Source organism: Streptomyces sp. NPDC089799 (genome assembly GCF_040684755.1).
Classification (GTDB): Bacteria; Actinomycetota; Actinomycetes; order Streptomycetales; family Streptomycetaceae; genus Streptomyces.
The window spans coordinates 1-25251 of sequence record NZ_JBFBGR010000055.1; the positions used below are offsets into that span (position 1 = coordinate 1).

The window sequence follows — 25251 nt, forward strand, 5'->3', positions numbered from 1 at the left end:
CGCGGCTTCTTCTTCGGCATGTCATCCATCATGGACATCCCTCCCCAGGCGTGAGCCCAGATCTCCGATGTCCGCCAAACCGAAGCAACCTCACTGGAGTTCCAGCGCCATGGTGTGTTCGTGGCTGTAGCGGCGCGCGCTGTCGATCGAGACGGCGGCTCGGCTGGCCAGCGCCTGGAGCGTGGCGAGGTCGTTGTCGTCAAAGGGCCGCGAAGCGCCGGCCCGGCCCAGAATGACGACGCCGACCGGGCGTCCTGCAGTGATCAGCGGAGTGATGAGAAGTGAGTGGATGCCGGCCGCACGGAAGAGCTTGGTCCGTTCGGGGGTCACGGTCACCTTCTGGAACAGCTCGTCCGAGGCCAGATTGCCCAGCCACGGCCGCCCGCTGTCCAGGCAGTGGCGTGTCGCGACGCCACGGGGAACGTCGACGTACGGTCCTGGTCCGCCCATCTGGTGCAGCACCCATTCCATCCCGGGGAGCGCTGCGCCCCCCGTCTTGCGCAGCCGAAGGAAACCGGGAGGCGGCGGGGGAGCACCGGTGAAGTCGTCTTCGACGATTCCCACCACGGCCATGTCGGCGAGCGAGGGGGCCAGGAAGTCGACCAGCTCCTGGCAGGTGGTTTCGATGTCGAGTGTCGTGCCGACGCGCGCGGCTGCGGCATCCAGCAGAGCAAGCCGCTGATGTGCGGTCTCCAGATCGCTCACGTAACGGCGCAGATTGCTGATCTCCACCCCGATCCCGCACAGACGGGCGTCCTGTCCCGGTACATCCACCCGGTGATAGACCGCTCGCCAGAGCCTCTGCCCCAGTGGCGAGGCGACCTCTGTCGTTCCTGCAATGGTTGCCTCCCGAGGTTGCCCGTCTGCGAGTACCTCGAACAGGACCTCGTCCGGGCTCTGGAGGTCCGGCAGCACCTCCTCCAGCGTTCGTCCCAGGAACGCGGTGGCGGGCACGCCGCTGACTCCGACCCATGCCGGGTTGACGTACAGATGCCGCAGCTGTGCGTCGAGAACGACGATGGGGGCCAAGGTCCCCTCTACAAGCTGACGCGCCGGAAGGCCACCACCCTCCGGAAGAGGCCACTGCATGGGGCCTTCACCGTTCACAAATTCCCTTTCGCTGTCTTCCCCGGAGCCAATGCATACCCCGTCGGCGAAGTGACCTCTCGCGGTGAGGCTGGGTGCGTGAACCATCGGTTTCGGCGGTGTACGGCGGCGATCGTGTCGGCGAGGGTCTGTGGAAGTGCGTCCCCGTCGACCACGACGGTGCCGCTCGGCGCCAGGATGCGCCGACCGTCCCGTCCACCAGGTCCTCTGCGGCGCCTGCGGACCACCTGCTCTGCGCGACGAACCCCCGGTTGCCACGCCGGGAGAGTTGCGCACTCTTCTCCATGCCCTGGCAGCCGACTACGCCCGGAACCGCGCCTGGACCGCAGACAGGCAAGCCGGGGGGCAGTGGGCCGGCGACGGAGGCGGCTGGGCGAACGCCTCGCTCGCCGGGTTCCTGGAATCCTGGGAAATCTGGCTGAGCTCCTGGCTCGGTAGGCCACGGCATCCCTCGGCCGTTCCGCCGATCGAACCGGTGACCTGGGAGTCGGTCGCCTTTCAGCTTGGTGCGGCCCGCGTCCACGAATGACATCGCCGAGGCCGTGCTGTATCAGCCCTACCCGATGCGGTGCGGTCCGCTCCGCACACCGTCCGCAGCGGAGACGCCGTACCGCTGACGGCGGGGTCGGTGCACCTGTCGAAAATCTGGTACGACTCGCCGGGCAGCTCTACCGCCGGTGGCTGCTGCCTCATGACTGCCCGGTGCGGCGGCGTCAGGAGCGCCGGGCGGAAGCGTTTCGCGCGGCGAGCGTGACCTCGGCCATTTCCCTGAGGTCCGTGGCGTCGGCAGCCAGGAACGTGAGGTGACCGTGCAGACCGGCTGCCGGCAGTGAAGGTCGAGCGTCTCGCGGCTGCGGGCCTGGTCAAACGCCGAGGCAGGGTACGTACCGGCTCGACCCACGTGGTGGCGGCAGTACGACGCCTCAACCGGGGCGGACTGGTTGCCGAAACGCCTCGGGTGGCTTGGAAGAGCTCGTGGTCCGAGGCGAGGAATGGCCGGCCGGGCTCGTCACCGCGGACTGGGGGTGATCGCTACACCCGCCCGGTCCGCTATGACGGGCTCCCCCTGATCGCCTACGTCCTGTGCTGCCTGCCGTCGAGGTCCTCCGGCAGGCCGAGCTCGGCCGGCCATTCGCCGTAGGTGCCGTCCGGGACGTCGGCCATGACCGCAGACGGGAACGCGGCACATTGGCCTAGACCTATTGTGTGGCCTGGTCCGTGACGGTACGTTCATGTCCGGCTGCGCAGCCTGTACGTACCGCACCACATCGCATCGTCAGGCACTCTGCCGGGCATCCCCGGCATTTTCAGGAGGACATGCCATGTACCGCCGCACCGCAGCCGCCCTCGCCACCGCCGTCACTGCCGGAGCCCTCGCGCTCGGCGCCGCGGGCGCTGCCGAGGCCGTCCCCGGCCCCGGCTTCTACGCCCGCAGCAACCACGCCTCGTACACCGAATGCGTGGCCGCCGGCCGGGCCGGCTACAACATCTGGGGCCCCATCTTCTTCTGCGAGCCCTTCAGCCCGGCCCGCCCGGACATCATCACCCTCTGGGTCCGCTACTGACCCACGCGGCCGCCCCGGGCCGACACGGGGCCGGCCGTACGGCAGTTGCGCAGCACCATGCCCCGCACCACCAGCCGGCAGCACCGCCCGGGTCCGCGTCCCGGGACGGTGGGCCGCCCCGACGCCCGCCAGGCCCCGTGACGGTGGAGGGGGTGGTGGTTGGTGACGGCCGCGGCGATCTCCTCGCGGTCCACTCCGCCAACACGCCCTGGCGGTTCGACGGCACCGGCAACGGCACCTTCCAGGCCCGCGTGCAGGTCAACGGTGCCGGCTGGGCGTCCGGCCGAGGGCCGGGAGGGTTCGGTAGGCGGCTGCCATGGGGGAGGAGCCAATGGTGACGTAGTCGTGGATGCCGGCGAGGTAGTCGTCGCGTTCGACGAGGCCGTCGCCGTCGGTGTCGAGGTCGTCGAAAGCTTGGCCGGCATCCGCCTCGGCGTTGCTGGACGCCACCCGCAGCCGGGTGAACTCCTCGCGGGTGAGCCGGCCGTCGCCGTCGCGGTCGGCGACGTCGAAGAGTGAGCCGAGGGCAGGTCGACAGGACCGTTCGAATGCGTCGTGTCCGGCCCAGGTGCGGTACTCCTCGAACGTGACCCGCCCGTCGTGGTCGGCGTCCATGTCCGCGAAGACTTCCTCGTGCGCGGCGCGTGCCGTGTGCACCACGGGGTCATCGGCGCCCCGGCCCATGGCCGCCGCCGCGCGGTCGACCCGCTCGAGGTACTCCGTGCGGGAGATGGCGCCGTCGCCGTCCCTGTCGAGCATGGCGAAGATGCGCTGCTTGGCTGTGTCGGTCATGGTGGCGGTGGCTCGCTCGGGCACGGTCTGCTTCCTGTCTGCTGCGGGGCGTTTGTGGGGGATGACACCGCCAAGATCATCACGTTCGCCCGTCGGCCGGTCTCCGGCCCGCCCGACGCTCACCCGAAATGCTTGCGCGGCCGCCGAGCATGCACTGGTCACCCTTGAGTGTCCGTCGGACCCGTGTCCGTCGGACCCGTGTCCGTCGGACCCGTGTGCGGCGGACCCGGGGCGGGCCCTGCCACCGGAGCGGTGGGACTGCCCTCGCCGTGTCCTCGTTCCATCCGTGCGACCAGCAACGACACCCCCGCCCTCCGCGAGGCCGACGGCCGACAGCCCGGCAAACCGCGGCTGCGTGCCCTCGTGGACGAACTCACCGAACCCAGTACCGGCTTCGCCCGGCTGTGGCGCACCCACACCGTGCGCGGCAAGACCCGGGCGGCCCGAGACTTCCGTCCCCCGGCGTAGGCTCTCTGCACCTGACCCACCACGCTTTTGGCGTACGCGAGGCTCCCGGGCGGCAACTGAGCGTCCACCACGCTGCCCCCGGCAGCCCGAGCGCCCAGGCCCTCTGCCTCCTCGGCACCGGTACACCCCCGTCGCCCCGGTCCTCCGCCCGGCGCTGACCGCCCTCGCCACCAGGTCTGACACTCCCCACCCGACCGCCTCGCCCCAGCAGCCGATCCAACGATCCGGTGATCGGAAACCGAAATGGGTCGGCCCGGCCCGGATCGTAGTCTGGCTTCCGTTCTGAGCCCTCGGCCGGCGTCAGGCCGGGGGGACCAGGCGGTTCTCGTGGGCGAAGACCACGGCCTGGATCCGGTCGCGGAGTTCCAGCTTGAGCAGGATCCGCCCCAGATCCGGCGAGGGGAGAGCGCGGCCCTTGCCGACCGTGCGCAACCGGGCCCAGTCGACCTCGGGGTGTGCCCCGGGGCAGGTCGTCGACGTGCCCGGCGGCGAAGTGCAGGACGTCGACGGCGCCGGCCTTGCTCGCGCCGAACCGGACCCGTCCCCAGGAGACCGGAGCGATCCGGCCCAGGCGGTGCATCCACTCGGAATCGACTCGGCGTACGCCGAGCCGGGCGGTGGCCTGCTCGGTTCGTATCACTCATGGTGAACCTGTGGGAGGCGCGCGCGTGATGACGCACAGGCAGGAACCAAAGGCCGTCGACAGCGGTCGCTTCCTGGATCGTCGAGCCTTCACCCTCACCCCGGGCTGAGCACCCTTCCGCCCGGGTCGGAAACGTTTCGGCTTCGTCCCTTCGGGCGGAACCCGGGTCCGAGGTGCGGACGGGGGACCGCACCTGCTGGCACGATGCGTCAGCGAATGATCCCTTGCTTCGCACTTGCCCGGTTCGTGCGCCAGTGGGGGATTCGCGTGCACGCGGGAGGCAGAATGCCGAGCTCCACCCCACCAACCCCCACCCCACCATCCTCCCCCCGACCTTCCACCGGCCCGGCCGCTCCGCCGTCATCCCGGTGGTCCGCCCGGCGTTGTCTCGGACGGCGCCTGGTCGCGGCCGCCGCGGCGACCGCCCTGCTCGTGCCCGGCCTGTGGCTGATGCCCGGGCTACCGGCCCCGGCCGCGGCCGCCGCCCCGCCGCCGCTGGGCATGACCGTCACCGTGAGGCTGGACTGGTTCGAGCGCTTTGAGGTCCCGGACGACGGCATCGACGAGGAGGGCGAGTTCTATCCGGAGGTGAAGATCGGGGACAACGCGCTCCAGACGGGCCGGGTCGTCTCCGACGACGCCTTCCACGCCAGCACCATCCCGAACCCGTGGGTCTTCACGCAGCAGGTCACCCTCTCCGGGACCCAGACCACGTTCCCCGTCGGCATCCAGATCAAGGACGAGGACGGCGGGGCGAACTTCGCGGACGACCGGATGGACATCAGTCCGCAGAACCAGGACATCGACCTCAACCTCACGTACAACGCCCTCAATGACACCTGGACCGGCGACTCGCTCGCCTACGGGTTCATCCCCCCGGACCCGCCGTGCCTCGACCGCGACGGGAACCCACAGGGCCAGGTGTGCGCCATCGGCGACGGCGACCCGAACTTCCCCAACGACGGTGACGGCAAGCGGGCCGCGGTCGGCGTGACCATCACCACCAGCAAGCACAGCGACGCCGACCAGGACGGCATCGCCGACCGGTACGAGCGCTTCGGCGTGCGCAACCCGGACAATTCGATGGCCGTCGACCTGCCGGCCCTCCAAGCGGACCCGCTGCACAAGGACGTCTTCGTCGAACTCGACCACTCGGCGGGATCGCAGCCATCCCATGAGGCGATCCAGACGGTCGAGCACGCCTTCGCGGCGGCCCCGCTGTCCAACCCGGACGGTGCGGACGGCATCACCCTGCACGTCGACTCCGGCGGCCTGCACGACACGACGGCCATGGAGGGCCCGCCCGAAGGCACCTGCACCGACGGACTGGACAACGACGGCGTCAACGGGGCGGACGGCGCCGATCCGAACTGCAACGACCGCGAACTCGGCGTCGAGGACTTCAGGGCCACCTGCGACAACGGCATCGACGACGACACGGACGGCAGGCCGGACGCCCAGGACCCGGACTGCATCGTCGGCGACGACCTCGGGGGCGGCAACCCGATCGCGTTCCCGCTGGGCAACTGCGGACACGACGCGGACTACCGCGACACGAAGGCGCGCAACATGCAGCTGCTGCGCCAGAAGGTGTTCAACTACGTCCTCTACACCACCCAGGACGTCGACACCGACGGCGCCGGCCCCGACACCGGGTGCGGCATCGGCGGCCTGGGCAGCATCGGCGGGACGGACATCGTCCTCTACCGCACCGACGCCGGGGCCCTCATGCACGAGCTCGGCCACAACCTCGGGCTCGACCACGCGGGCACGGACGCGTACCCGAACTGCAAACCCAACTACGTGAGCGTGATGAGCTACTCCATGACCGGGGGCATTCCGCGCGTGGGCGGCGGAACGGTCGTCGACTTCTCCCCGGCACGCATCACCCTGTTCGGCCGGCCTCCAGGCCCGAACGCGCCCGGCCGCTCCACGGCGGTACTGCCCGAACTCCATGAGGACGACCTCCACGAGAACCGCGTGCTCGACCCGAACGACGGCGTGAACCAGTTCGTCTTCTCGGACGGCGCGCGTGCCATGCGCACCGTTCCCCTGAACCAGAACCCGGACTGGAACGGCGACAACCCGACGGGCTTCGGCGACGACGGCGATGCGAAGCAGATCGTCAACATCGACGCGACCGGACCGGCCGACTGCGCGAACAACACCACCAACGAGACGCTCAAGGGCCACGACGACTGGGACCGGGTCAAGACCTTCATGCCGACCCGGTTCCCGGTGGCCGGCGGAGCGCCGTCCGTGAGCGAGAACCCGTCCTTCCCGACCGCTGAGGAGGACGCTCGGATCCGCGGCCTGCGCAACACCACCGACCTCGCCCTGACGCTCACCGACGCCCCGGACCCGGTCGCCGCCGGCGAGCGCCTGACCTGGACGGTCGGCGTCACCAACAACGGTCCCAACTCCTCCACGTCCACCCAGATCACGACCGTGCTGCCCGCCGACGTCACCGACCCGGCCGCGACCGGCCCCTGCCTGGTCTCCGCCCGGACGGTCACCTGCAACCTCAGCGAGGTGCCGCAGGGGACCCATCGGGAGTACACGATCAGCGCCCAGGTCCCGGCCGACCTGGTCTACCGCAACGGCGGCCCGAAGACGATCACCGCCACCTCCACCGTGGCCAACCTCGCCGGCCCGGACGCGCGGTCGAGCGACAACACCGCCACCTCCGACACCAGAGTGATCGCCAAGGCGGACGTACGGATCAACGACGCCCGGGCCACCAGCCCACTGGAGGTGCTCATCGGCGAGCCCGCCACCGCCTCGCTGGAGGTCACCGTCGCCAACGCCGGCCCGTCCAGCCCGATCGACACCCTGCTGACCACCACGGCCGGTGCGGACGCCGGCGTCACCGTCACACCGGCGACGCAGACCGCCCAGCAGACGGCGCTGCGCGTGGGCACGCCGCAGAAGGCCACGTACGCGGTGCAGCTCGCGTGCACCGCGCCAGGCCTGAAGCAGGTACGCCTGGACTCCCGCCTGGCGCTGAAGAACGCCGAGGACGTCGACCCCGACCCGAGCAACAACACCGCCTCCACATCGTTCCGGATCGACTGCGTGGTACCCGTCGCGATCAACGTCCGGCCTGGCGGCTTCCCCAACTCCATCAACCTCAACACCGACGCCACCCTGGCCGCGCTGACCACCCGGGTCGGTGAGTACGGCCTGCCACTGGCCTTCGACGCGACGGCCATCGACGTATCCCAGACGTACTGGGGCCTGCGGGAGCGGCTTTTCAACACCGCCACCCCGGCCGGCGCCCGGGAGGTCCACGGCAGGAGCCACTTTGAGGACTCCTACGAGCTCGACGAGCGCACCCGCGACCGCGACACCGACAACGTCCTGCACTTCAAGCCCAGCGAATCGGGACTGATCCTCACCTCCACCCGCGCCTGCCTGAAGGGCAAATACCGGGCCACGGGCGTCCAGGTGTACACGTTCCTGGGCTGCGACTCCGTGAGGGTGGTGAACTGACGCCAGACGCGGAGACCCGAACGTGACGCAGGGCCCCCACCTCCGGGTGGGGGCCCTCGGCACGGCCCGTCGGCGGTCAGCCGGCGCCCACGCCCGGCTCCTGGCCGACCGTCTACGGGTCCTGGGCCCCGATCACCTTCACTTCGTCCTGGCGGATTCAGTTCCGCAGGGCCTCGGGGTGGACCCGAGCTCTCCGGCCATCCGGCGGATCACGGGCTGCGGGTCCGCTTCGCGGTACATCCGGACCGCACGCCGACGCAACTCGGGCGGGTACGTCATCGGTGCAGCCATCACGCAAGGCTCGTTTCTCACGGCCCATCAGGCCATGACCGGCAACCTTCCGCATGTCGGGGGAAGCTCACCGACGCCTGATCACCCGACTCGCAACCGTTGCAGTACTAGTCCCGTCGGTCCCGGGCATCGTCCAGCAGGGTCGCCAGGGCGACATGCCGTGTGTAGCGCTTGCCCGCGAAGCGGCGCAGTCCGTCGTCCAGGCGCCGCATCGCGGGCAGGGGATCCTCCCGCTTGTCGAATTCCAGCGACATGCCCGCCCGGTTCTTGACCCCGGTAACGAACCCGGGCGGGATTTTCACCTTGCGCCATAGTGAGACCGACACTTCCCATCGGCGCTCGTTGCCCGACCCGTTCTGCACGGGCTTGACTGTGATGCGCTCGACGTCCGTCCAGGGGGACGACCACTCCTGGTGCTGCCCACGACACCTCAGCCGCTCACCCGTGAGCGTGACGACCCGCTGGAGCGGCGGCAGCCTCGCCATGAAGGGCAACGCCACCATGGTCATCACGAAGCCGAGCGCCAGGAACGCCGCGAACCAGACCCGGCCGGCCCACTCCACGAACGGGCTGCTCAGCATGAGCAAGGTGCCGATCGCCATGACCCACAGCCAGAGGGTCGCCGCCTTGCCCCGTTGCCGGACCAGGCCCGCGCGTACCTCCACCACATCAGGATCGGAGACCCGCGGGACCGACTCGTCCTGCCGTGCATCCGCCTCCGTCAACGGCGCCGTCCTTGGTACGGCATCGGGGGCCGGACCGGGAGCGGTCCTTGGCGCCGCATCCTCCGCGTCGTCCCCGTTCAGTCGGTCCAGGACCTGGGACGCCGACGGACGCCGCTCCGGAGCCTTCTCCAAGCACCCGGCCACCACACCCCGCAGTCCGTTCGGAACCCTGTCGAGGCGAGGCTCGTCGTGCACCACCCGGTACAGCAACGCGGGCACGCTGCCCTCGCCGAACGGCCCGTCCCCGGTCGCCGCGAACGCCAGCACCGCACCCAGCGAGAAGATATCGCTCGACGGCCCGACTCGTCCGCCCGACGCCTGTTCGGGGCTCATGAAGCCGGGCGTCCCGATGACCAGCCCCGTGTCGGTGAGCGTCGTCGCACCCTCCGCCGCCTTCGAGATGCCGAAGTCTATGACCCTGGGGCCGTTCCCGGTGACCAGGATGTTCGACGGCTTCAGGTCCCGGTGGACGAGTCCGGTCCGGTGGATGGCCTCCAATGCCTCGGCGAGGCCGGCGGCCAAGGACCGTAACTCCCGTGCCCCCAGTGGACCCCGGTTGTGCACGAGCGAGCTCAGATCGGGCGCCTCGATGTAGTCGCTGGCGACCCACGGCATCGCGCCGTCCGGGTCGGCGTCCACGATCGGCGCAGTCCAGAAGCCGCCCACGCTCCGCGCCGCGGCCACCTCGCGTCGGAACCGCTCGCGAAATCCGGGATCGGCGGCGATCTGAGGGCGTATCACCTTCACCGCCAGTCGACGGCCGCTGCGGGACACGCCGAGGAAGACCCGGCCCATCCCTCCCTCGCCGAGCCGCGCGGACAGACGGTACGGCCCGATCGAGGCCGGGTCCTCCGGCAACAACTGCTGCACAACTCCCCCGTTTTCGCCCCAGGGGGTCTGGAATCCCCCGACTGCGCGAGAAACCAAGCCTCTCAGGAGTGCTGCCGCTGGGGCTAGGGGACGTCTTGTCGGTCACGTGTCGAGCCAGATGAGGGTGCCGGCGAGGGCGATCGCTGCCTGGTAGCGAGCGGGGTGCTTGTCGTAGCGGGTGGCGATGCCCCGCCATTGCTTGAGCCGGTGGCAGCACCGTTCGACGACGTTGCGGCGCCGGTAGACGGCTCTGTCGAAACGGCAGGGCCGTTCCCGGCGTCGGCTTCGGCCCGCGAGCTGGTCGACGCGCTCGGGAATCGTGCACCGAACAGCAGCTCCCGGGTGGGCATGCGGCAGAAGCCGGCATCTGTCCGTATGGCCGAAGGCAAGGAGGGACCGCGCGCGTGCCCCGCGGCTCCCCGGCCCGGTTCCCCGATCCGGTCGGATACCTTGAGCTCGCTGCGCCCGGCTGCTCATGTCATCCAGGGCCAAGAGCGCTCAGTCGGGTCATCGGTCCTGACCCAGGAGGGGCGGGAGTTCGGTGCGGTTGGTGATGCCGAGCTTGGGGAAGGCCCGGTAGAGGTGGTGGCCGACGGTGCGGGGGCTCAGGAAGAGCTGGGTGGCGATCTGGCGGTTGGTGGCGCCCGTGGCGGCGAGCCGTACGACTTCGCGTTCCTGTGGGCTCAGCCGGCTGAGGAGTGCGTTCGGACGGCTGTCGAGGTCCAGGGTCTCACCGCTGGCCTGGAGTTCGGTGCGGGCCCGGGTCGCCCATGGCTGGGCGTCGAGCGTCTCGAATGTCTCCAGGGCGGTGCGGAGGCGGATGCGGGCGTCGGTCCGGCGTCGTTCGCGGCGGAGCCATTCTCCGTACAGCAGCTCGGTGCGGGCTCGTTCGAACGGCTGGGTGGTGTCCGCGTTGTGCAGGTGCAGGGCGGCCGTGAAAGGCCTTCGAGGAGGCTCTGCGCGACAGCGTCTTCGGCCCGCTGGGGATGAAAGACACCGGCTTCCACGTCCCGGATGACAAGATCGACCGGTTGCCGGTCCTCTACGCGCCCGACCCGGAGTCCGGCGAGTTCCACATATGGGACGAGTCCAAGGGCGGCCGATGGAACACCCCTCCGGCGTTCCAAAGCGGTGGCGGTGGTCTGGTCTCCACCGCGGACGACTACCACGCCTACTTCAAGATGCTGCTGAACGGCGGCAAGCACAGCGGCGAGCGAGTTCTGTCCAGGCAGGCGGTGGAACTGATGACCACCAACCGCCTCACCCCCGCGCAGAACGCCGCCCGCACCGAGCTGGCCACCAACAACGTCCACATCTCCTTCGGCCAGGGCCAGCACGGCGGTTGGGGCTTCGGAATGGCCGTACGGACCTACCGCGGCGACTACGCCCCCGTCGGCCAGTTCGGCTGGGACGGCGGCGCCGGCACCTCCACCTACGCCGACCCCGTCGACAACGTCGTAGGCATCCTCCTCACCCAGGTCGGCACCTCGGTCCCCGACTCGATCCACCTGATGCACGACTTCTGGACCACGCTGTACCAGGCGATCGAGGACTGATCGCCCGCAAGCCCGTTCCCCCGGCACATGCGGATGGGGGAGTGCCCGGGCTGCACCCATACCGCACCCGGAGCGGGCCGGGGCCACGTCGCGATGCGTTCCGACGGAGTCGCCTCCGTACCCGGTACCCGGGCAGCCGTGACCTGCCCTGGGCTCGGTGACCGCCGCAGCTCCGCACCCGAGGTCCCCCAGAGGCTTCCGGCAAGGCCCCGGCCCTGCCGCACATTCACCGGCCGAGGCCGGCATCCATGGAAATGAGAGTCGCTCAATGCGTGTGTTGTTGATGGCGTACGGGTCGCGTGGAGACGTCGAGCCGATGGTGGGACTCGCAGTGAGTTTGCGGACGCTCGGCGCGGAGGTGCGCGTGTGCGCGCCGCCGGACTTCGCGGAGCTGCTGGAGAGCCTGGGCTTCCCGCCGGCACCGATCGGCCGGCCGTTGCGGCCGGTTGTGAAGGCGGTGGTGACCGGAACGGCGCCGACGGCGGCGGAGGGCTTGGCCGAGCGCACGGCCGCGTTGCTCACCTCCACGTACGATGCGGTCGCCGCGGCCGCAGAGGGCTGTGACGTGGTGGTGGCGACCGGTCTGCTCCCGGCCTTGGCCGCCGCGCGGTCGGTGGCAGAGCAGCTGGGCATCCCCTACATGCCCGTGGCCTACTTTCCGGCGTTCCTGCCGTCGCCGCACCACCCGCCGCTGCCGTGGCCGGGCAGGACCGTCCCGCCGGAGGTGACCGACAACCGGGTGCTGTGGGAGCTGAACGCGGAGAACCTGAACGCGTTGTTCGGCGAAGCGATCAACACCCACCGGGCATCGATCGGCCTGCCCCCGGTGGACAGCGTCCGCGACCACGTCCTCACCGATCGGCCGTTGCTGGCAGCGGACCCGGTCCTGAGTCCGTGGCTGGAGCCTGCGGACCTCGACGTGGTGCAGACCGGCGCGTGGATCCGACCGGACGAACGCCCGCTCCCGGCTGATCTGGAGGCGTTCCTGAACGCCGGCACACCACCGGTGTACGTGGGCTTCGGCAGCATTCCCGTGCGCGACGCGCAGAACGTCACTCGGGCTGCCATCGAGGCCATCCGCGCGCAGGGCCGCCGTGTCCTGCTGTCCCGAGGCTGGGCCGACCTGGCCCCGGCCGACGACAAGGACGACTGCTTCGCCGTGGACGAGGTCAACCATCAGGCCCTCTTCCGCCGGGTGGCCGCCATCGTGCACCACGGCGGCGCGGGCACCACGACGACGGCTGCCCGGGCCGGCGCGCCCCAGGTCGTGGTACCCCAGATGGCTGACCAGCCCTATTGGGCCGGCCGTGTGGCCGAACTCGGCATCGGAGCAGCCCACGACGGCCCGACCCCGACCGTCGAGTCCCTGTCGGCCGCCCTCGGGACGGCGCTGGCCCCCGAAACGGCGGCACGGGCGAAGGCCGTCGCCGGCACGATCCACACCGACGGGACGACGGTGGCCGCACGACTGCTCCTCGACACTGAGCAGGCTGCGCCGATGAGCCGCGAACAGATTTCCAAGATCGCCCATGCCGACCACCCCATCAAGTCCCCGGTCGACAACGATGCAGTCAGCCGGCTGCTCGAACGCGGCCTGCCGCGAGGCGACGAGCGAGTCCTCGACCTCGGATGCGGCACGGCGGAATGGCTGATGCGCGCCCTGGCCACGCGCCCGCACCTGCACGCCGAAGGCGTCGACGTCTCCGAAGTCGCCCTGACACAAGCCCGTCAAGCAGCGAGCAGACTCGGAGTCGACGAGCGCCTGGTCCTCCACCACCAGGAGGCCGCGGACTTCGTCGCCTCACAGCCGTTCGACCTGGTGATCAGCGTCGGCGCCACGCATGCCTTCGGCGGTCTCCTGCCCACGCTCGCGGCAGCCCGCGAGCACCTGGCTCCCGGCGGCCGCGTCCTGATCGGCGAGTCGTTCTGGGACCGCGCCCCGTCACCGGCGGCCATCGAGGCGTTCGGTGACCTCGACGATCTGGCAACCACGGTGGACCGCGTCGTCGCCGACGGATGGACCCCTGTCCACGGCCACGTCAGCACCCGCAGTGAGCTGGACGCCTACGAGTGGGCTTGCTGGGGCTCGCTGGCCGAATGGGCACTCGACCATCCCGCGGATCCAGCCGGCGCACAGGCACTGCGAACGGCCACCGCCGCCCGCTCGGAGTGGCTGCACGGATACCGGGACAGCTTTGGCTTCCTCTGCCTGATCCTGCGTCGGACCTCAGAGTGATCGCGTAGGCCGCCGGCAAGCCCATGCACCCACGACGCCCCCGCGCACCCGTGGTCCCGCCCTGGCCGCAGCCCCCCGCGGCGGCGGCCGCACCGACGGGGCGATGGTGGCCGAGCGAGGAGCCCCGGCGGCGCGGCCCGCGCAGACGAATTGCCCCGACACGCCCGCGTACGCAGGCATCCCCGCCCATCCGGTCGAGCCGAACCGACCGGCTCAGGGCCAGTCGACGGCGAAGGCCCGCCCGGGGTTCCGCGTGAGGATGTGATCCACCAGATCCGCACCCAGGGCGGCCACCAGCCGGGGTCGCACCCGGCGCAGCAGGTACGGCATCCCGGGGCCGCCGTCGACCGACCGCGCCCCGGAGACGACCGTGTCCCCGCCGAGCAGCAGCCGATGCCCGAAGCCCGCGTCAGCCAGCGCTTTTACCGCATCGGGCATACGCCAGTCCGTGGCGTGATGGGCGAGTGAGGGCCCATCGAAGGCCAGATAGCAGCCCGCCTCCGCGGCCTGGCGCTGCACCACGCCGTCGGGAGAGCGGTTGAGGTGACCGAGGACCACCCGGTGAGGCGGGACCTCCAGTTCGTCGCACAACAGGTCGAGTACGTCGAGGGCGCCCGTGCCGTGCTCCAGGTGGACGGCTATGGGCGCGCCGGTCTCGTGGTGGGCCTCGGCCGCGGCGGCAATCGTCCAGCGCGCGTGTGCGTCGAGGCCGTGGAAGCCGCCCGCCACCTTGATGAGCCCGGCGCGGACGCCCGATGCGCCGATGCCTGCGGTCAGTTCGGAGACGAAGACGTCGGCGAGCCCGCCGCGTACCGCGTCGAGGAACTCCGGGTCGTAGTGGGCGGCTTGGTGCAGCCCGGTCGCGCACACCACGTGCACCCCGGCCGTGCGGGACAGGGGCGGCAGGTCCGCGGTTCTCCGTCCCATGCCGTACGGCGTCCACTGGATGACGCTCGCACCGCCGGCGGCGCGGAACGCGGCCAGTTCGGAGCCTGCAGCCCGGACGTCGTCCAGTTCCCGGCCCGGGAGCTTCGGGCTGCGGAGGAAAATGTGGTCGTGGGCGTCGCACACGCCGAGGGCATCGGGGGGCACGTCTCCGAGGACTGTGCGGACGAGGCCTACCACTGCCGTCCCCGCGGCAGTGCGTGCCTGCCGGGCGCCGACACGTGCAGCACCTCGAAGACGTCGCCGGAGGCCTTGGGCGTGTGGTGGTCCCAGAGCGAGAAGTGGACCAGCTCCCAGCGGTGCGAGTCGACGGCGGCCGCGGAGAGTACGGCGCCTTCCTGCGAGGCGAGCCGCCCCGTTTCGCGCACCGCGTCCTCCATGAACTCGGAAAGCGGCACGGCCTCCGGAACCCGCTGTCGCCGACGCACCGCGACGACGGCGGGAGAGCCGGCCGCGGCGCCCTCCTCGTAGGCCAGGCCCGTCCACTGCCGCACGTCGGGCCGCCCGAAGTCGTTGACGGGCCCCTGGAAGGGGCCTCCCCACAGGAAGGTGTTCATCCCTTCCATGGTGTTCCAGAGGTAGAACGGCGCGTACTGGTTGACCGGCGAACCGTGTACCCCGCGCTCGCGCATCAGGTACGCCTTGATGCCGAGGCCGTCCCAGTCGTCGAGGGCGTGCCCGAGGCGGGAAACACGGTCGCGGATGATGTCCATGTCGTAGTCGGCGGGCAGGGGGATCTCGTACTGCATGGCGTGCACCGTGAGCTCCGTTCTCAAGCGGGGTAGTGGCCCACGTGCTCTTGCCACTCGATGGTCGAGCCGTCCTCAGCCGCCTCCACGACGGCGAGATGCGTCATGAAGGTGCCGGGAGCGGCGCCGTGCCAGTGCCGTTCGCCGGGCTCGATCCACACGGTGTCGCCCGCCCGGATCGCCGTGACGTCGCCGCCCTCGCGCTGGACCAGCCCCTCGCCCTCCAGGACGTGCAGGACCTGGCCGTGCGGATGGCAGTGCCAGGCGGTGTGCGCGCCGGGGGCGAAATGCACGTTGAACATCCGCAGCCGGGACGGTGACTGCGGGGCTGCTATCTCGTCCAGCCACACCGCGCCGGTGAAGTGCTCCGCCGGGCCCTTCAGGGTGTCGGGTCGCTTCGTCGTGATGTGCATGGGGGGAGCTCCTCAGGATGCCGGTCGAAGAAGGGAGAGCAGACCGCGTACCCCCGCGTCGAAGGCCGCGGGCGAGCCCGACGCACGGGCCAGGACGTAGCCCCCCTGCACCGTGGCGAGGACCGTCGCGGCGATCTCCCGCGCGTCGAGGGACCGGGCGAACTGACCCTGTTCCCGCCCCTCTTCGACGATGCGGGTGAGCTGCTCGCGCAGCCAGGCGATCGTCTCGTCCACCGGGGCCCGCAGATCCTCGTTCGCGACCACGTCCGGGTCCATCGTCAGGCGGCCCACGGGGCAGCCGCGCAGCACGTCGCGTTCGCGCTCCAGGTAGGCCCGGATTCGCTCGTACGGTGTCCCGGGCCCGTCCAGCGCGCTCTGCGCGGTGGCGCGCAGCTCCTCGGCGGTGCGGCGGATCGCGGCCAGAGCGAGGTCCGGTTTGCCGTGGAAGTGGTGGTACATGCTGCCCTGGCCGGCGCCTGCACGCTCCAGGATGGCCTTGGGGCTGGTGCCCACGTAGCCGCGTTCCCACAGCAGTTCGCGGGTGGACTCGATCAGTCGGTCCTGAGTGCTCATGCGCCTACTGTACATACTAGTAGGTACAGAACTCGAACAGGGAACGCCGCCCGGAGCTGCCCGAGGCCGAGCCGGCCGCCCTGGAGCGCCAGACACCTCAGGCAGGGCGGTCACTGGCGAACCGCCGGATCAGCCTGCATCACCCAGGAGAAGCTCAGCCCCGCCACCCTCATCAAGGCCGCCTGAACCATCCTGACCGACGGCTCGGTACGGTGCTGTCATGACCGGTTCTGCCGAGCGCCCCATACTCTTCCTCGACGTCGACGGTCCACTCATCCCGTTCGGCGCGGCGGGGCAGTACCCGATCCATCAGACCGCCTCCGAGCCGCCCGGGAGCGAAGCGCACCCGCTCCTGACCAGGATCGACCCTCAGCACGGGCTCCGGCTGACGGCGCTGTCGTGCGATCTGGTCTGGGCCACGACCTGGATGGCCGACGCGAACGAGCTGATCGCTCCACGAATCAGCCTGCCGCAACTTCCAGTAGTGATCTGGCCGGAGCCATCCGCCAGCGACGACCAGGATGCATGGCGCGGCCTTCACTGGAAGACCCGCACCCTCGTCGAGTGGGCCGCCGAACAGCCATTCATCTGGGTCGACGATGAGATCACCGATATCGACCGGACCTGGGTCTCCGCACACCACCCAGGACAAGCCCTGCTCCACCGCGTCGACGCCCGCAAAGGCCTCACGGACGGCGACTACACCGCGATCAGCACCTGGCTTCGCACGACACGTGCGACGGTCGCCCCAGGCGGCGCCCGGTGGCCCTGCAGCCCCTCCATGCAAACCCGGGCAGGGGCCAGGCCGTCACGGTCGGCGTCCGGGCTTGCGGAACAGATGCACCGGCCATTCGCCCCTGACACCTCTGCCCTGTCAGCCGGCCCATGGCTTGGCTGAACTCCTGCTCATCGACCATCCAGTCGCCATCGGGCACAGATGCACACGGCGCGAGCCGTAGCCGAAGCATATGGAACCGGTTCCGGGCATGGCCCCATCATGTCAAGCGCGGTTGCGATTGCGGTATGGGGTGGTGCAGGGTGGCGGGTATGAGTGATAGCCCTCGGGCGACCCGCGTCGTCCTCTCGCCGCAAGAGGCTGCCGAGCTGGACCGCCTGGCCGCGGCACTGAACGAGCATGCGGAGGCATTTGAGCAGGCCCGTGCCGCGCTGGGACGGGCGGCCGGGCGGATCGCGGCCCGCTATGAGCGCGGGGGACCGGCCGCAGTCGCGGTGCGGGTGGGCTGGTCCCGTCAGCACGTCTCCACCCTTGCCGCCGCTCACCGCGCCCAGTCAGAGACACACGGCGGGGTGGAGGCGGCATGAGTACTGCTCCCGATCCCTCCCCTGCCGGCGCGAGCGGCCCGCAGCCGGCTGCCACCGCGGAAGACCTACGCGCGGCCTTGGCCCGGCTCGCACCTGAGGCGGTGCCTACCTTCGACGCGGAACGCGCCGCCGCAGTCGCGAGAGCCCGCGAGCAGGTCAGCTCGGCGCCGATGCGCCGCTTCCTGCGCCAGTGGGCCCTCTACGTGGCCATCGAGCGCCATCCCGCCCAGGCGGCCCGTTTGCGGGTGTTGGAGGGACAGGCCGCCACTGCCACGACCCCGGGACAGGCACGGGCGATCGCTGCGGAGATCGGCCGCATCCTGGACAAGGCCGCGGCCGAGGCCGGCATCCCGCTCGGCGGGACCCGGTGACCGCCTGGCGGTGGGAGTATGACCCCAACGCAGACGAGGTCATCAAGGGACTGCCCGCCCACGTCACTGCGGAGGTCGAGCGCCTGGCCGACGAACTCATCGCCCTCGCCGACGTAGGCGTCGACATCACCGACATCGGCGAAGGCGGCCGCACAGGCGTCCCCGGAGGACTGCGCCGCATCCCGCTCCTGGACGACGGCTGGTTCTACGCCCTGCCGCTGCCCCGCATGCACCTCGTCGCGATCGTCCGGGTCATCCCGCCCTACACAGACCTCTAGCTGCGTGGCTCGTCAAGGACCTTCGCGGGCACGCTGCACAGAACCACCTCGCCCGCCCCGCGCAGCGGCACCGGCACGCCCCGCCGGACACGGGGGAGAAGCAGGGATGTCCAAGACCGCTGCCGACACCGGCGCGAAGGAAGCCGACGGCGAAGAAGCGGGCCACCTGCACCGGGCCCGCGCAGGTGGGCCGGGAGGGAGTCCTCGGGCCGGGGCTGGCTCGGCGGCGCGAAACCCAGGTCGCGGCGCCCGTTACCCCCTGGCTGAAAGGCTGGGGACCGGGTAGACGCGGCGAACCCAGGAAGGGAGCCGGAGCCAAGGGCGGCAAGGAGAAGAAGCGGCAGGAGCCGGGTATCGCCCTGAGGAGCAGATCGGGGGAGGACGCCGGGCCGCACCCGTTGCACTCCGAGGCCGGCAAGCGATCATCGTCGGCTCGGTTCGAACCGGCGGCCGCCCGGCAGGTCGGCCGGCTCCAGCACGGCGTTGATCTCAAGGTCGACGGCTGTGACGGCCAGACCGAGGACGCGGGCGGCTGCCCGGAAGACGGCCTGGCGGACCGCCTCGGCCCGCTCCGGCAACGGTCGGTCGAGCGTTGCCGCAATCGTGAGGGCAACGACATGGACGGCAGGGCCCTCCCAGGAGCCGGCGGCGGGCGTGAGGCGGCAGCTGGCAGCGCGCATGCCGGGGACGCTGTCGGCGGCCTGGCGCAGCACCTTCGCGGCGGTGCTCTCGGCGATGCGAAGATCGCGTCCGGGGTCGTCCAGCAGCAGGGCGGCGCCGAGTCGTACCTCGGCCCGGACCGCGTCGACGACCCGGTTGACCAGACCCTTGCTGTCAGGCTGCTCTGCGGCGCGCAGCGCACGTGTGGCCCGGTCCAGGGCCGCCATCCCCTCGACGGCCTCACGGCAGTAGGGGCAGCGGGCGGTGTGCGGGTCCGACCCACCGACCGGATCACGGGCCTGTTCCCAGGCGGGGCCGAGGGGGCGTCCGCAGGGCAGCGGTTCCGCGCCCGCGAGCACCTCGGCGTCCGAGCGGGGGAACGGTCCGGCCTTCGCGCCCCCCACGGTTCCGGAACCCTCGTCCTCGGCATCGCCGGACGGGATGAGCGAATCGTCTAGCGCCATGGTCGCATCGCCTCCATCAGAGCGCGTCGTGCGCGAAAGAGCCTGCCGCGCACCGTCGGTTCGCTGCAGCCCACCACGTGGGCGATCTCGTCGTAGTGCAGGCCGTGCAGCTCCCGCAGGATCCAGCACACGCGCACATCGGGCCGGAGCTCCAAGAGAGCCCGGGCCAGGGCGGCCGCCGCCGCGTCCGACTCGGCCACCCGGGGCGGTGAGCTGCGCGCATCCGCGGCGGCGGGTTCGACGATGGTGTCCAACGGCAGCGGAAGGGGCCGGCGGCGCATGGTGTTGAGGCAACGGTTCGTGACGATGCGGTACATCCAGGTACCGAACGAGGCGCCGTGACGGAACTCCGGCAGCCGCCGCCACGCGCTGAGAAAGGCGTCCTGAACGGCATCCTCGGCATCCGCCCGGTTACCGAGGATGCGCAGGGCCAGCGCGAGCAGGTGACCGCTGTGCCGGCGGACCAGGACGGCAAAGGCGTCATCGTCCCCTTCGGACGCCCGCACGGTCAGAACGCCGTCATCCAGGACGACCGGAGCGCCATGGCTCATCTCGGCGTGGGTGGTCGGCCGCCGTTCCGGCCAGAGGGGGAGGTCCAAGCCCTGAAAGGGCGGGGGCCTGGTGTGATTGCGCATCCGCCGTTCGCCTTCCGCCGAAACCGGTCATCGCGGCCCGCGTACGCACCCTTCGATGGTAGGTGAAGACCGCTGACACGAACGAGGTGACGAAGCCCGCGTGGCGGTGTCCAAACCTATGGGCACCACACCGGCGCCCGGGACGGACAGCTCCGGGAGGTCCTCATGTCGGACACCATCAACCCCACCGGGGAGGGGAGTGAGCCGCGCGCCGTCGGCAAGGCTGCTCTCACGGGCCACGTCGGCGCCGGTACGGCGCCCGAGACACGGGGTCGGACGACGATCTCCGACAGCGTGGTCGAAAAGATCGCCGGGATGGCCACTCGCGAGGTTCCGGGCATCCACAGCCTCGGTTCCGGCATGGCCCGGACGCTCGGGGCGGTCACGGACAAGGTCTCCGGCAGCCGTAGCGGCGTGACGCGCGGAGTGAAGGTCGAGGTGGGTGAACGGCAAGCCGCCATTGATCTCGACGTGGTCGTCGAGTACGGCGTTTCCATCGTGGACATCGCCGCGGGCGCCCGCACCAGTGTCATCGCCGCCGTCGAACGCATGACCGGCCTGGAGGTCGTCGAAGTGAACATCGCCGTCGACGACGTTCATCTTCCCGATGAAGCGGACGAGGAGGAAGGCGAGGGCCGCGTCCAGTGACCCGCAGCCCGGCCCGGCACCGCCCGGGCGAGCACCGAACGACGTGAAACACAGGTGAGTGAGATGAGCGCAGCAACCGCAGGCCTGCTCGCCGGCATGGCCCTGGGCTTCGCCGCATTCTTCGGCGGGTTCTGGGCGTTCCTGCTCGTGATGTTCCTGGGCCTGGCGGGCCTGCTGGCCGGCCGCATGCTGCAGGGAGACCTCAAGATGTCTGACTTCGTTGGTCCCCGGGACCGGCGGTGACCCCGCAACCTGCCGCTGACCCGCCCGCGGGAGCAGCCCTCCGCCCCCCGCCGGCCGAACGCGGCGCCACGGTGATACCGGAGAAAGTGGTGGCCCGCATCGCGGTCCGCGCCACGCAGGAGGCCCTGGCCCGACAGGCCGACACCTCACCCTTTCACCCGACACCGACCCGTCCGCAGGTCGAGGCCGCGGTCGGGGCCGGCACGGCACGGCTGGGCCTGACCCTGGAGCTGCCCTACCCGACGAACCTCGCCCGTGCCTCCCGCGCGGTGCAGGACTACGTCAGCGAACGAGTGGCTCAGCTGACCGGAATGCGCGTCACCGAGGTCACCCTCGCCATTGAGCACCTGGTCCTCTCCGACGGGCTGGCACGCCCGCGTGTGCAGTGAGTCCGACGGCGGTGCCACCGGGAAGGAGAGCCGGCATGAACCGGGACCAAGACCCCCCGGCCGAGACGGAGCAGCCCACCGGCACCGAGCGGGCCATCCCTCCCACGACGGGACAGCCGACGGAGAAGCCGGCCGGCCCACCCGCCCGCAGTACGCACCCCACGCATCGCCCCCGGTCCGCACGACGGATCCCCGCCGCGCTGACGGCCCTGGTCATCGGGGCCGCGGCAGGGTTCCTCCTGTTCGACATCGCACGAGTCCGTACCGGCCGGCCCGCCGCCGCATGGCGCGCCCGCCTCGCCGACGAACTGGCGACCCGCCCGCTGGATGACCGCTGGATGCAGATCGGCGCCGCCGTCCTCACCGTCCTCGGCCTCTGGCTGCTCGTCGTGGCGGTCACCCCGGGCCTGCGGCACCTGATGCCCCTCAGAACCCCCGACCCGCAGGTGCGGGCCGTGCTGGACCGCGAGGCAGCGGTCTTCCTCCTGCGCGACGCCGCCATGCGCGTCCCCGGCGTCAGCAGCGTCCGGATCCGGATGGGCAGGCACCGCGTCACCACACGCGCGGACGTGCGCTTCCGCGACCCGGCCCAGGTCAAAGCCGACCTGTTGGCCGCGCTGCGGGAAGAAATCGGCCGGCTCACCCTCGTCCACCCGCCGTCGCTTTCCGTACGGGTCCGCACACGCCGGAAGTGACGCCCCCGCGGGCCCTCGCCCCCGAGCGCACGAGCAACAGGAAACGGTTCCCATGAAGAGGAAATCCGCAGCCAACCGGATCCTGCTGGCCCTCACCGGAGTGGTCCTCCTGGGCACGGGCCTCCTGATTCTGGCGGGCGGGCTCGACCTGTACCGGCACTGGCGCCTGACCCCACCCCAGGGCTGGCCCCTGACCACCCCCCGCGACGTCCTCCTCGACGACGCCGACCGTACGCGGTGGACGTCAGAAGGCTGGTGGTGGCCCGCGGTCATCGCCGCCCTGGCCATCGTCGTGCTGCTCGCCCTGTGGTGGCTGCTGGCCCAACTGCGCCGCACTCATCCCGGCCGCATACCCATCGAGGGACCCCCCGATGTGAAGGGCGTGCAACTGCGCGAAGGCGCACTCAGCGACGCGCTGGCGGCCGACGCAGGGCACCAGCCCGGCGTCCAGCGAGGCCGCGCACGGATGGACGGCACCTCCAGACACCCGGAAGCCCACCTCCACCTCACCCTCGACCCCGACAGCGACCCCGGCTCCGTCCTCCGACGACTGTGCGACGGTCCCGTGCAGCGTGCCCGCCAGTCAACGGGCCGGACCCGGCTTCCGGCGAACGTCCGGCTGCGGGTGGCCCCGCACAAGTCCCGCCGCGCCGAATAGCTCCGTCCCCGCGGACGTGTCGGCGGCGGACCGCTCGGAGGACCGGTTTCCTCTTCCCCAAACCCCCCTCGATTCAGCACTTCTGGGAGAACGCCATGTTCATGGGTTCCGGGGCCCGCGCACGGAGCCCTTCACCGCAGCTCAGGGGCGGAAGCGAACTCCGGATGCCGTGCTGCCGGGGCCGCCGCACGCTGGGATGTATGACGGACCGGACGGAGATCGTGATCCATCCCGTGTCGCCGCGGGGCGGGCGCAAGGTCACCGTGCACGCCCTTGGGGTGGACGCGGACCTGGGCAGGGCGTTCCGGCCGGAGGACGTGACGGAGCTACTGCGCCGGGCGGGGCTGGAGAACGTGGATCTCTCCGTGGAGGGGCCGATCCGGTGGGAGGGCGGTGGTCCCGAGGTGTGGACCGGAGACGTCTGACCGCGACCGCTCACCCTTCCGCCGCGATACGTGGTGGAAGGGCGGCCGGTCACCTTCCGTGTCGGCGCGGCGAAGGGACGTACTGCCCGGGTCCGGCGCGCCGGCGGTACCGGGGGGAGGTGCACGCGGGTCCGGCCCGGACAGCCGTTCAGGTGAGGTGAGGTGCGATCTGCAGGATGCTCTTGCCAAGCGTCTTTCCCTCGGAGAGGCGGCCTACGGCCTCGTCGAGGTCGGCCATTGCGTATTCGGCGGTGACGTCCGGTCGGATGTGGCCCTCGGCAATGGCTCGCAGGGCGTGGTGGGCACTGTCGGCGAGTCGTTCGGGGTGGGTCCGGCTGAGCAGGTCGCTGTTGTAGGACAGGGCGGACCGGCCGTTCATCAGGAGTTCGTCGCTGTTGAGAGCCGCGGGTGCGGAGCCGGCCAGGGTGCCGTACATCGCCAGCCGGCCGTGCGGGGCCAGCCGCTTGAGACTGGTGAGACGGGTGGTGCCTCCGACCGGGTCGAGGACCACGTCGAAGGCGTCCTTCTCGGCCTGGCCGGTCGCGGTGTCGGCGAACTCCGCCCTGGTGATCAGCCGGTCGAATCCGAACCGGGCGGCGTAGGCGGCCCGTTCGGTGCCGCCGACCACGCCGACGATCCGGCCGGCTCCGGCGGCCCGGGCGAACTGGGCTGCCATGGTGCCGACGCCGCCCGCCGCCGCGTGGACCAGCACGCGCTCGCCGGGCCGCACCCGGGTGACCGTGTGGATCAGGTCGTACGCGGTCGGAGTCGCCCAGCCGAACGCGGCGGCGGTGCGTGGGTCGAGGCCCTCGGCGTCGAAGGTGAGCGCGGCTGAGGCGATCACCACCTCGGCGAAGGCGCCCCCGCCGGTCAGCGCGGTGACCGCCCGTCCCAGCAGCTTCTCGTCGACACCCGGGCCGACGCCTACGACCCGCCCTGCGGCCTCGAACCCGGCGACGAAGGGCCGCGGCACCCGGAAGTGGCCGCGGTGCACGAGCACATCGCCCCACTGGATCCCGGCGTGGCGAACGGCGACGGCGACCTCGCCGGGGCCGGGCACGGGCCGGTCGAGTTCGGTCAGGCGGAACCGGTCATCGGTGTCGAGGACGACGGCCTTCATGTCTCTGCTCCCAGATGAATCAGTATGCTGATACAGGCGGATGTGCCGACCGTATGTGTCTCAGCATCCTGAGTCAACTAAGTGAGCTGATTGAATATGGAGAGGTCGATGCCCGGTACGACGGCAGACCACGGAGCCGGGGTCCCGGCCGAGGACTATCTGTGCGGCCGCATCCGACGCGCCGAACAGGCCCTGATGGGCCACCACGAGGCCGTCCTGCGCGGCCACGGCCTGACCATGACGCAGTACACCGTGCTGCTCACGCTCTCGGCGGAACCGGACCGGTCCGGCGCGCAGCTCGCGCGGGCCTGCGGCGTCACCCAGCAGACCATGGCCACGGTCCTGAACGGCTTGCACAAGAAGGGCCTGATCGCCCGTACGCCGTCACCGACCCACGCCAAGGTCCTCCTCACCTCCCTGACCGACCAGGGCCGCACCGTGCTGGACCGCGCCTACCAGGAGGTCATCGTGCTCGAACGCGCCCTCACCGAGGCATTCGAGCCCGAGGAGCACGCCGCCCTCTGTGCTCTGCTGGAGCGCGCCACCGGCGTGCTGGCCGAGCAGACCCCCCGCCGCCGGTAGGCAGCACGGCGGGCGCCATACGTGCCCGGGAGCGCCGGGCCGGTGCCGGGCTCGACCGCGCTGCAGCCGTCACTTCACATGCCAGACCGGATCGTGGCGGTGAAGAGGGTGTCGAGTTCGTCGCGGCTGACGGCGTTGCGCCACGCCCCGAGAACGCTCACGGGCTCGGTACACGACCAAAGCGTGCGTCGGGGAGCCGCGTCACCGTTGTGCAGCGCGACCTCCGCCTCGTACAGCGCGGTCCTGACCCACACCAGGAAGTCGTCACGATCGGTCATGCCTTCATCATGGCCCGGCCCGGCGGCTCCAGCCCGCGGCAGGGGAGGCGTTGCGCC

General features: G+C 70.9%; 26 protein-coding genes and 5 pseudogenes. 17 read left to right on the plus strand and 14 right to left on the minus strand.

Going from position 1 to position 25251, the window contains the following annotated elements:
- Positions 1 to 90 precede the first annotated feature (90 nt).
- Positions 91 to 1029 (minus strand): GAF domain-containing protein, encoded by a 939-nt coding sequence (locus AB0O36_RS35165; RefSeq protein WP_365117617.1) that lies wholly within the window; start codon positions 1027 to 1029, stop codon positions 91 to 93.
- A gap of 1400 nt (positions 1030 to 2429) precedes the next feature.
- Between AB0O36_RS35165 and AB0O36_RS35170 the strand changes: the two genes are divergently transcribed.
- The gene (locus AB0O36_RS35170) at positions 2430 to 2672 is read left to right on the plus strand and encodes a hypothetical protein (protein ID WP_365117620.1); all 243 of its coding nucleotides are present in this window, start codon (positions 2430 to 2432) and stop codon (positions 2670 to 2672) included.
- A 258-nt stretch (positions 2673 to 2930) separates the two neighbouring features.
- Here AB0O36_RS35170 and AB0O36_RS35175 read toward each other — a convergent pair whose 3' ends face one another.
- On the minus strand, positions 2931 to 3488 hold the full coding sequence (locus AB0O36_RS35175; RefSeq protein WP_365117623.1) for an EF-hand domain-containing protein: 558 nt from the start codon (positions 3486 to 3488) through the stop codon (positions 2931 to 2933).
- 339 nt (positions 3489 to 3827) lie between these two features.
- Here AB0O36_RS35175 and AB0O36_RS35180 point away from each other — a divergent pair.
- Positions 3828 to 4090 (plus strand): annotated as a pseudogene (locus AB0O36_RS35180) (hypothetical protein).
- A 142-nt stretch (positions 4091 to 4232) separates the two neighbouring features.
- Here the strand turns inward: AB0O36_RS35180 and AB0O36_RS35185 are convergent.
- The gene (locus tag AB0O36_RS35185; RefSeq protein ID WP_365117625.1) at positions 4233 to 4364 is read right to left on the minus strand and encodes a hypothetical protein; all 132 of its coding nucleotides are present in this window, start codon (positions 4362 to 4364) and stop codon (positions 4233 to 4235) included.
- A gap of 661 nt (positions 4365 to 5025) precedes the next feature.
- Between AB0O36_RS35185 and AB0O36_RS35190 the strand changes: the two genes are divergently transcribed.
- Entirely contained in the window at positions 5026 to 8067 is a 3042-nt protein-coding gene (locus AB0O36_RS35190) for a hypothetical protein (protein WP_365117628.1), read from the plus strand.
- A gap of 398 nt (positions 8068 to 8465) precedes the next feature.
- Here AB0O36_RS35190 and AB0O36_RS35195 read toward each other — a convergent pair whose 3' ends face one another.
- The 3 genes and pseudogenes from AB0O36_RS35195 to AB0O36_RS35205 form a co-directional block, all read right to left on the minus strand.
- Positions 8466 to 9953: a serine/threonine-protein kinase gene (locus AB0O36_RS35195; protein ID WP_365117631.1), complete on the minus strand. Its 1488-nt coding sequence runs from the start codon at positions 9951 to 9953 to the stop codon at positions 8466 to 8468.
- A 102-nt stretch (positions 9954 to 10055) separates the two neighbouring features.
- A pseudogene (locus tag AB0O36_RS35200) lies at positions 10056 to 10274 on the minus strand (transposase); the annotation flags it as partial.
- 186 nt (positions 10275 to 10460) lie between these two features.
- Positions 10461 to 10853: pseudogene (locus AB0O36_RS35205) on the minus strand (helix-turn-helix transcriptional regulator); the annotation flags it as partial.
- An 86-nt stretch (positions 10854 to 10939) separates the two neighbouring features.
- Between AB0O36_RS35205 and AB0O36_RS35210 the strand changes: the two are divergent.
- The 3 genes and pseudogenes from AB0O36_RS35210 to AB0O36_RS35220 all read left to right on the plus strand — a co-directional run bounded on the left by AB0O36_RS35210 (position 10940) and on the right by AB0O36_RS35220 (position 13745).
- Entirely contained in the window at positions 10940 to 11509 is a 570-nt protein-coding gene (locus AB0O36_RS35210; protein ID WP_365117633.1) for a serine hydrolase, read from the plus strand.
- Positions 11510 to 11777: 268 nt separating this feature from the next.
- A pseudogene (locus tag AB0O36_RS35215) lies at positions 11778 to 12989 on the plus strand (glycosyltransferase); the annotation flags it as partial.
- An 18-nt stretch (positions 12990 to 13007) separates the two neighbouring features.
- Complete coding sequence (locus AB0O36_RS35220) at positions 13008 to 13745, plus strand: class I SAM-dependent methyltransferase (RefSeq protein ID WP_365117699.1); 738 nt, start codon at positions 13008 to 13010, stop codon at positions 13743 to 13745.
- Positions 13746 to 13958: 213 nt separating this feature from the next.
- Here AB0O36_RS35220 and AB0O36_RS35225 read toward each other — a convergent pair whose 3' ends face one another.
- Genes AB0O36_RS35225 through AB0O36_RS35240 form a run of 4 tightly spaced genes read right to left on the minus strand, consistent with a single transcriptional unit; the run spans position 13959 to position 16440 of the window.
- The gene (locus AB0O36_RS35225) at positions 13959 to 14870 is read right to left on the minus strand and encodes a phosphotriesterase (RefSeq protein ID WP_365117635.1); all 912 of its coding nucleotides are present in this window, start codon (positions 14868 to 14870) and stop codon (positions 13959 to 13961) included.
- The gene (locus AB0O36_RS35230; protein WP_365117701.1) at positions 14864 to 15448 is read right to left on the minus strand and encodes a DUF4865 family protein; all 585 of its coding nucleotides are present in this window, start codon (positions 15446 to 15448) and stop codon (positions 14864 to 14866) included. The genes AB0O36_RS35225 and AB0O36_RS35230 overlap by 7 nt, the downstream gene beginning before the upstream one ends.
- 14 nt (positions 15449 to 15462) lie before the next feature.
- Positions 15463 to 15852: a cupin domain-containing protein gene (locus AB0O36_RS35235; RefSeq protein ID WP_365117637.1), complete on the minus strand. Its 390-nt coding sequence runs from the start codon at positions 15850 to 15852 to the stop codon at positions 15463 to 15465.
- Positions 15853 to 15864: 12 nt separating this feature from the next.
- Positions 15865 to 16440 carry a TetR/AcrR family transcriptional regulator gene (locus AB0O36_RS35240; RefSeq protein ID WP_365117639.1) on the minus strand — a complete coding sequence of 192 codons (576 nt, stop codon included), beginning with the start codon at positions 16438 to 16440 and terminating at the stop codon, positions 15865 to 15867.
- Positions 16441 to 16645: 205 nt separating this feature from the next.
- Here AB0O36_RS35240 and AB0O36_RS35245 point away from each other — a divergent pair.
- The 4 genes and pseudogenes from AB0O36_RS35245 to AB0O36_RS35260 all read left to right on the plus strand — a co-directional run.
- Positions 16646 to 17152: pseudogene (locus AB0O36_RS35245) on the plus strand (HAD domain-containing protein); the annotation flags it as partial.
- 320 nt (positions 17153 to 17472) lie between these two features.
- Entirely contained in the window at positions 17473 to 17748 is a 276-nt protein-coding gene (locus tag AB0O36_RS35250) for a hypothetical protein (RefSeq protein WP_365117642.1), read from the plus strand.
- Complete coding sequence (locus tag AB0O36_RS35255; RefSeq protein WP_365117645.1) at positions 17745 to 18119, plus strand: DUF6247 family protein; 375 nt, start codon at positions 17745 to 17747, stop codon at positions 18117 to 18119. Before AB0O36_RS35250 ends, AB0O36_RS35255 begins: the two co-directional genes overlap by 4 nt.
- Positions 18116 to 18397 (plus strand): hypothetical protein, encoded by a 282-nt coding sequence (locus AB0O36_RS35260; RefSeq protein ID WP_365117648.1) that lies wholly within the window; start codon positions 18116 to 18118, stop codon positions 18395 to 18397. The genes AB0O36_RS35255 and AB0O36_RS35260 overlap by 4 nt, the downstream gene beginning before the upstream one ends.
- 422 nt (positions 18398 to 18819) lie before the next feature.
- Here AB0O36_RS35260 and AB0O36_RS35265 read toward each other — a convergent pair whose 3' ends face one another.
- Together AB0O36_RS35265 and AB0O36_RS35270 are read right to left on the minus strand one after the other, a co-directional pair.
- On the minus strand, positions 18820 to 19521 hold the full coding sequence (locus tag AB0O36_RS35265) for a hypothetical protein (RefSeq protein ID WP_365117651.1): 702 nt from the start codon (positions 19519 to 19521) through the stop codon (positions 18820 to 18822).
- Positions 19512 to 20072, minus strand: a complete 561-nt coding sequence (locus tag AB0O36_RS35270) for a sigma-70 family RNA polymerase sigma factor (protein ID WP_365117704.1) — start codon at positions 20070 to 20072, stop codon at positions 19512 to 19514. Before AB0O36_RS35270 ends, AB0O36_RS35265 begins: the two co-directional genes overlap by 10 nt.
- A gap of 249 nt (positions 20073 to 20321) precedes the next feature.
- On the opposite strand from AB0O36_RS35270, the gene AB0O36_RS35275 reads away from it, so the two are divergent.
- The 6 genes from AB0O36_RS35275 (at position 20322) to AB0O36_RS35300 (ending at position 23214) form a co-directional block, all read left to right on the plus strand.
- The gene (locus tag AB0O36_RS35275) at positions 20322 to 20804 is read left to right on the plus strand and encodes an Asp23/Gls24 family envelope stress response protein (RefSeq protein WP_365117654.1); all 483 of its coding nucleotides are present in this window, start codon (positions 20322 to 20324) and stop codon (positions 20802 to 20804) included.
- A gap of 63 nt (positions 20805 to 20867) precedes the next feature.
- A complete protein-coding gene (locus AB0O36_RS35280) occupies positions 20868 to 21047 on the plus strand; it encodes a hypothetical protein (RefSeq protein ID WP_365117657.1) in 180 nt (59 codons plus the stop codon).
- An 89-nt stretch (positions 21048 to 21136) separates the two neighbouring features.
- On the plus strand, positions 21137 to 21436 hold the full coding sequence (locus AB0O36_RS35285; protein WP_365117659.1) for an Asp23/Gls24 family envelope stress response protein: 300 nt from the start codon (positions 21137 to 21139) through the stop codon (positions 21434 to 21436).
- Between the two features lie 35 nt (positions 21437 to 21471).
- The gene (locus tag AB0O36_RS35290; protein ID WP_365117662.1) at positions 21472 to 22131 is read left to right on the plus strand and encodes a DUF6286 domain-containing protein; all 660 of its coding nucleotides are present in this window, start codon (positions 21472 to 21474) and stop codon (positions 22129 to 22131) included.
- A 52-nt stretch (positions 22132 to 22183) separates the two neighbouring features.
- A complete protein-coding gene (locus AB0O36_RS35295; RefSeq protein WP_365117665.1) occupies positions 22184 to 22789 on the plus strand; it encodes an alkaline shock response membrane anchor protein AmaP in 606 nt (201 codons plus the stop codon).
- 200 nt (positions 22790 to 22989) lie between these two features.
- Positions 22990 to 23214 (plus strand): hypothetical protein, encoded by a 225-nt coding sequence (locus AB0O36_RS35300; RefSeq protein WP_365117667.1) that lies wholly within the window; start codon positions 22990 to 22992, stop codon positions 23212 to 23214.
- Positions 23215 to 23362: 148 nt separating this feature from the next.
- Here AB0O36_RS35300 and AB0O36_RS35305 read toward each other — a convergent pair whose 3' ends face one another.
- Positions 23363 to 24334 carry a zinc-binding dehydrogenase gene (locus tag AB0O36_RS35305; RefSeq protein WP_365117669.1) on the minus strand — a complete coding sequence of 324 codons (972 nt, stop codon included), beginning with the start codon at positions 24332 to 24334 and terminating at the stop codon, positions 23363 to 23365.
- Positions 24335 to 24442: 108 nt separating this feature from the next.
- On the opposite strand from AB0O36_RS35305, the gene AB0O36_RS35310 reads away from it, so the two are divergent.
- Positions 24443 to 24916, plus strand: coding sequence for a MarR family transcriptional regulator (locus AB0O36_RS35310; RefSeq protein WP_365117672.1), 474 nt, complete (start codon positions 24443 to 24445; stop codon positions 24914 to 24916).
- Positions 24917 to 24990: 74 nt separating this feature from the next.
- On the opposite strand, the gene AB0O36_RS35315 is transcribed toward AB0O36_RS35310, so the two are convergent.
- The gene (locus AB0O36_RS35315) at positions 24991 to 25194 is read right to left on the minus strand and encodes a hypothetical protein (RefSeq protein WP_365117674.1); all 204 of its coding nucleotides are present in this window, start codon (positions 25192 to 25194) and stop codon (positions 24991 to 24993) included.
- Between the last annotated feature and the right edge of the window lie 57 nt (positions 25195 to 25251).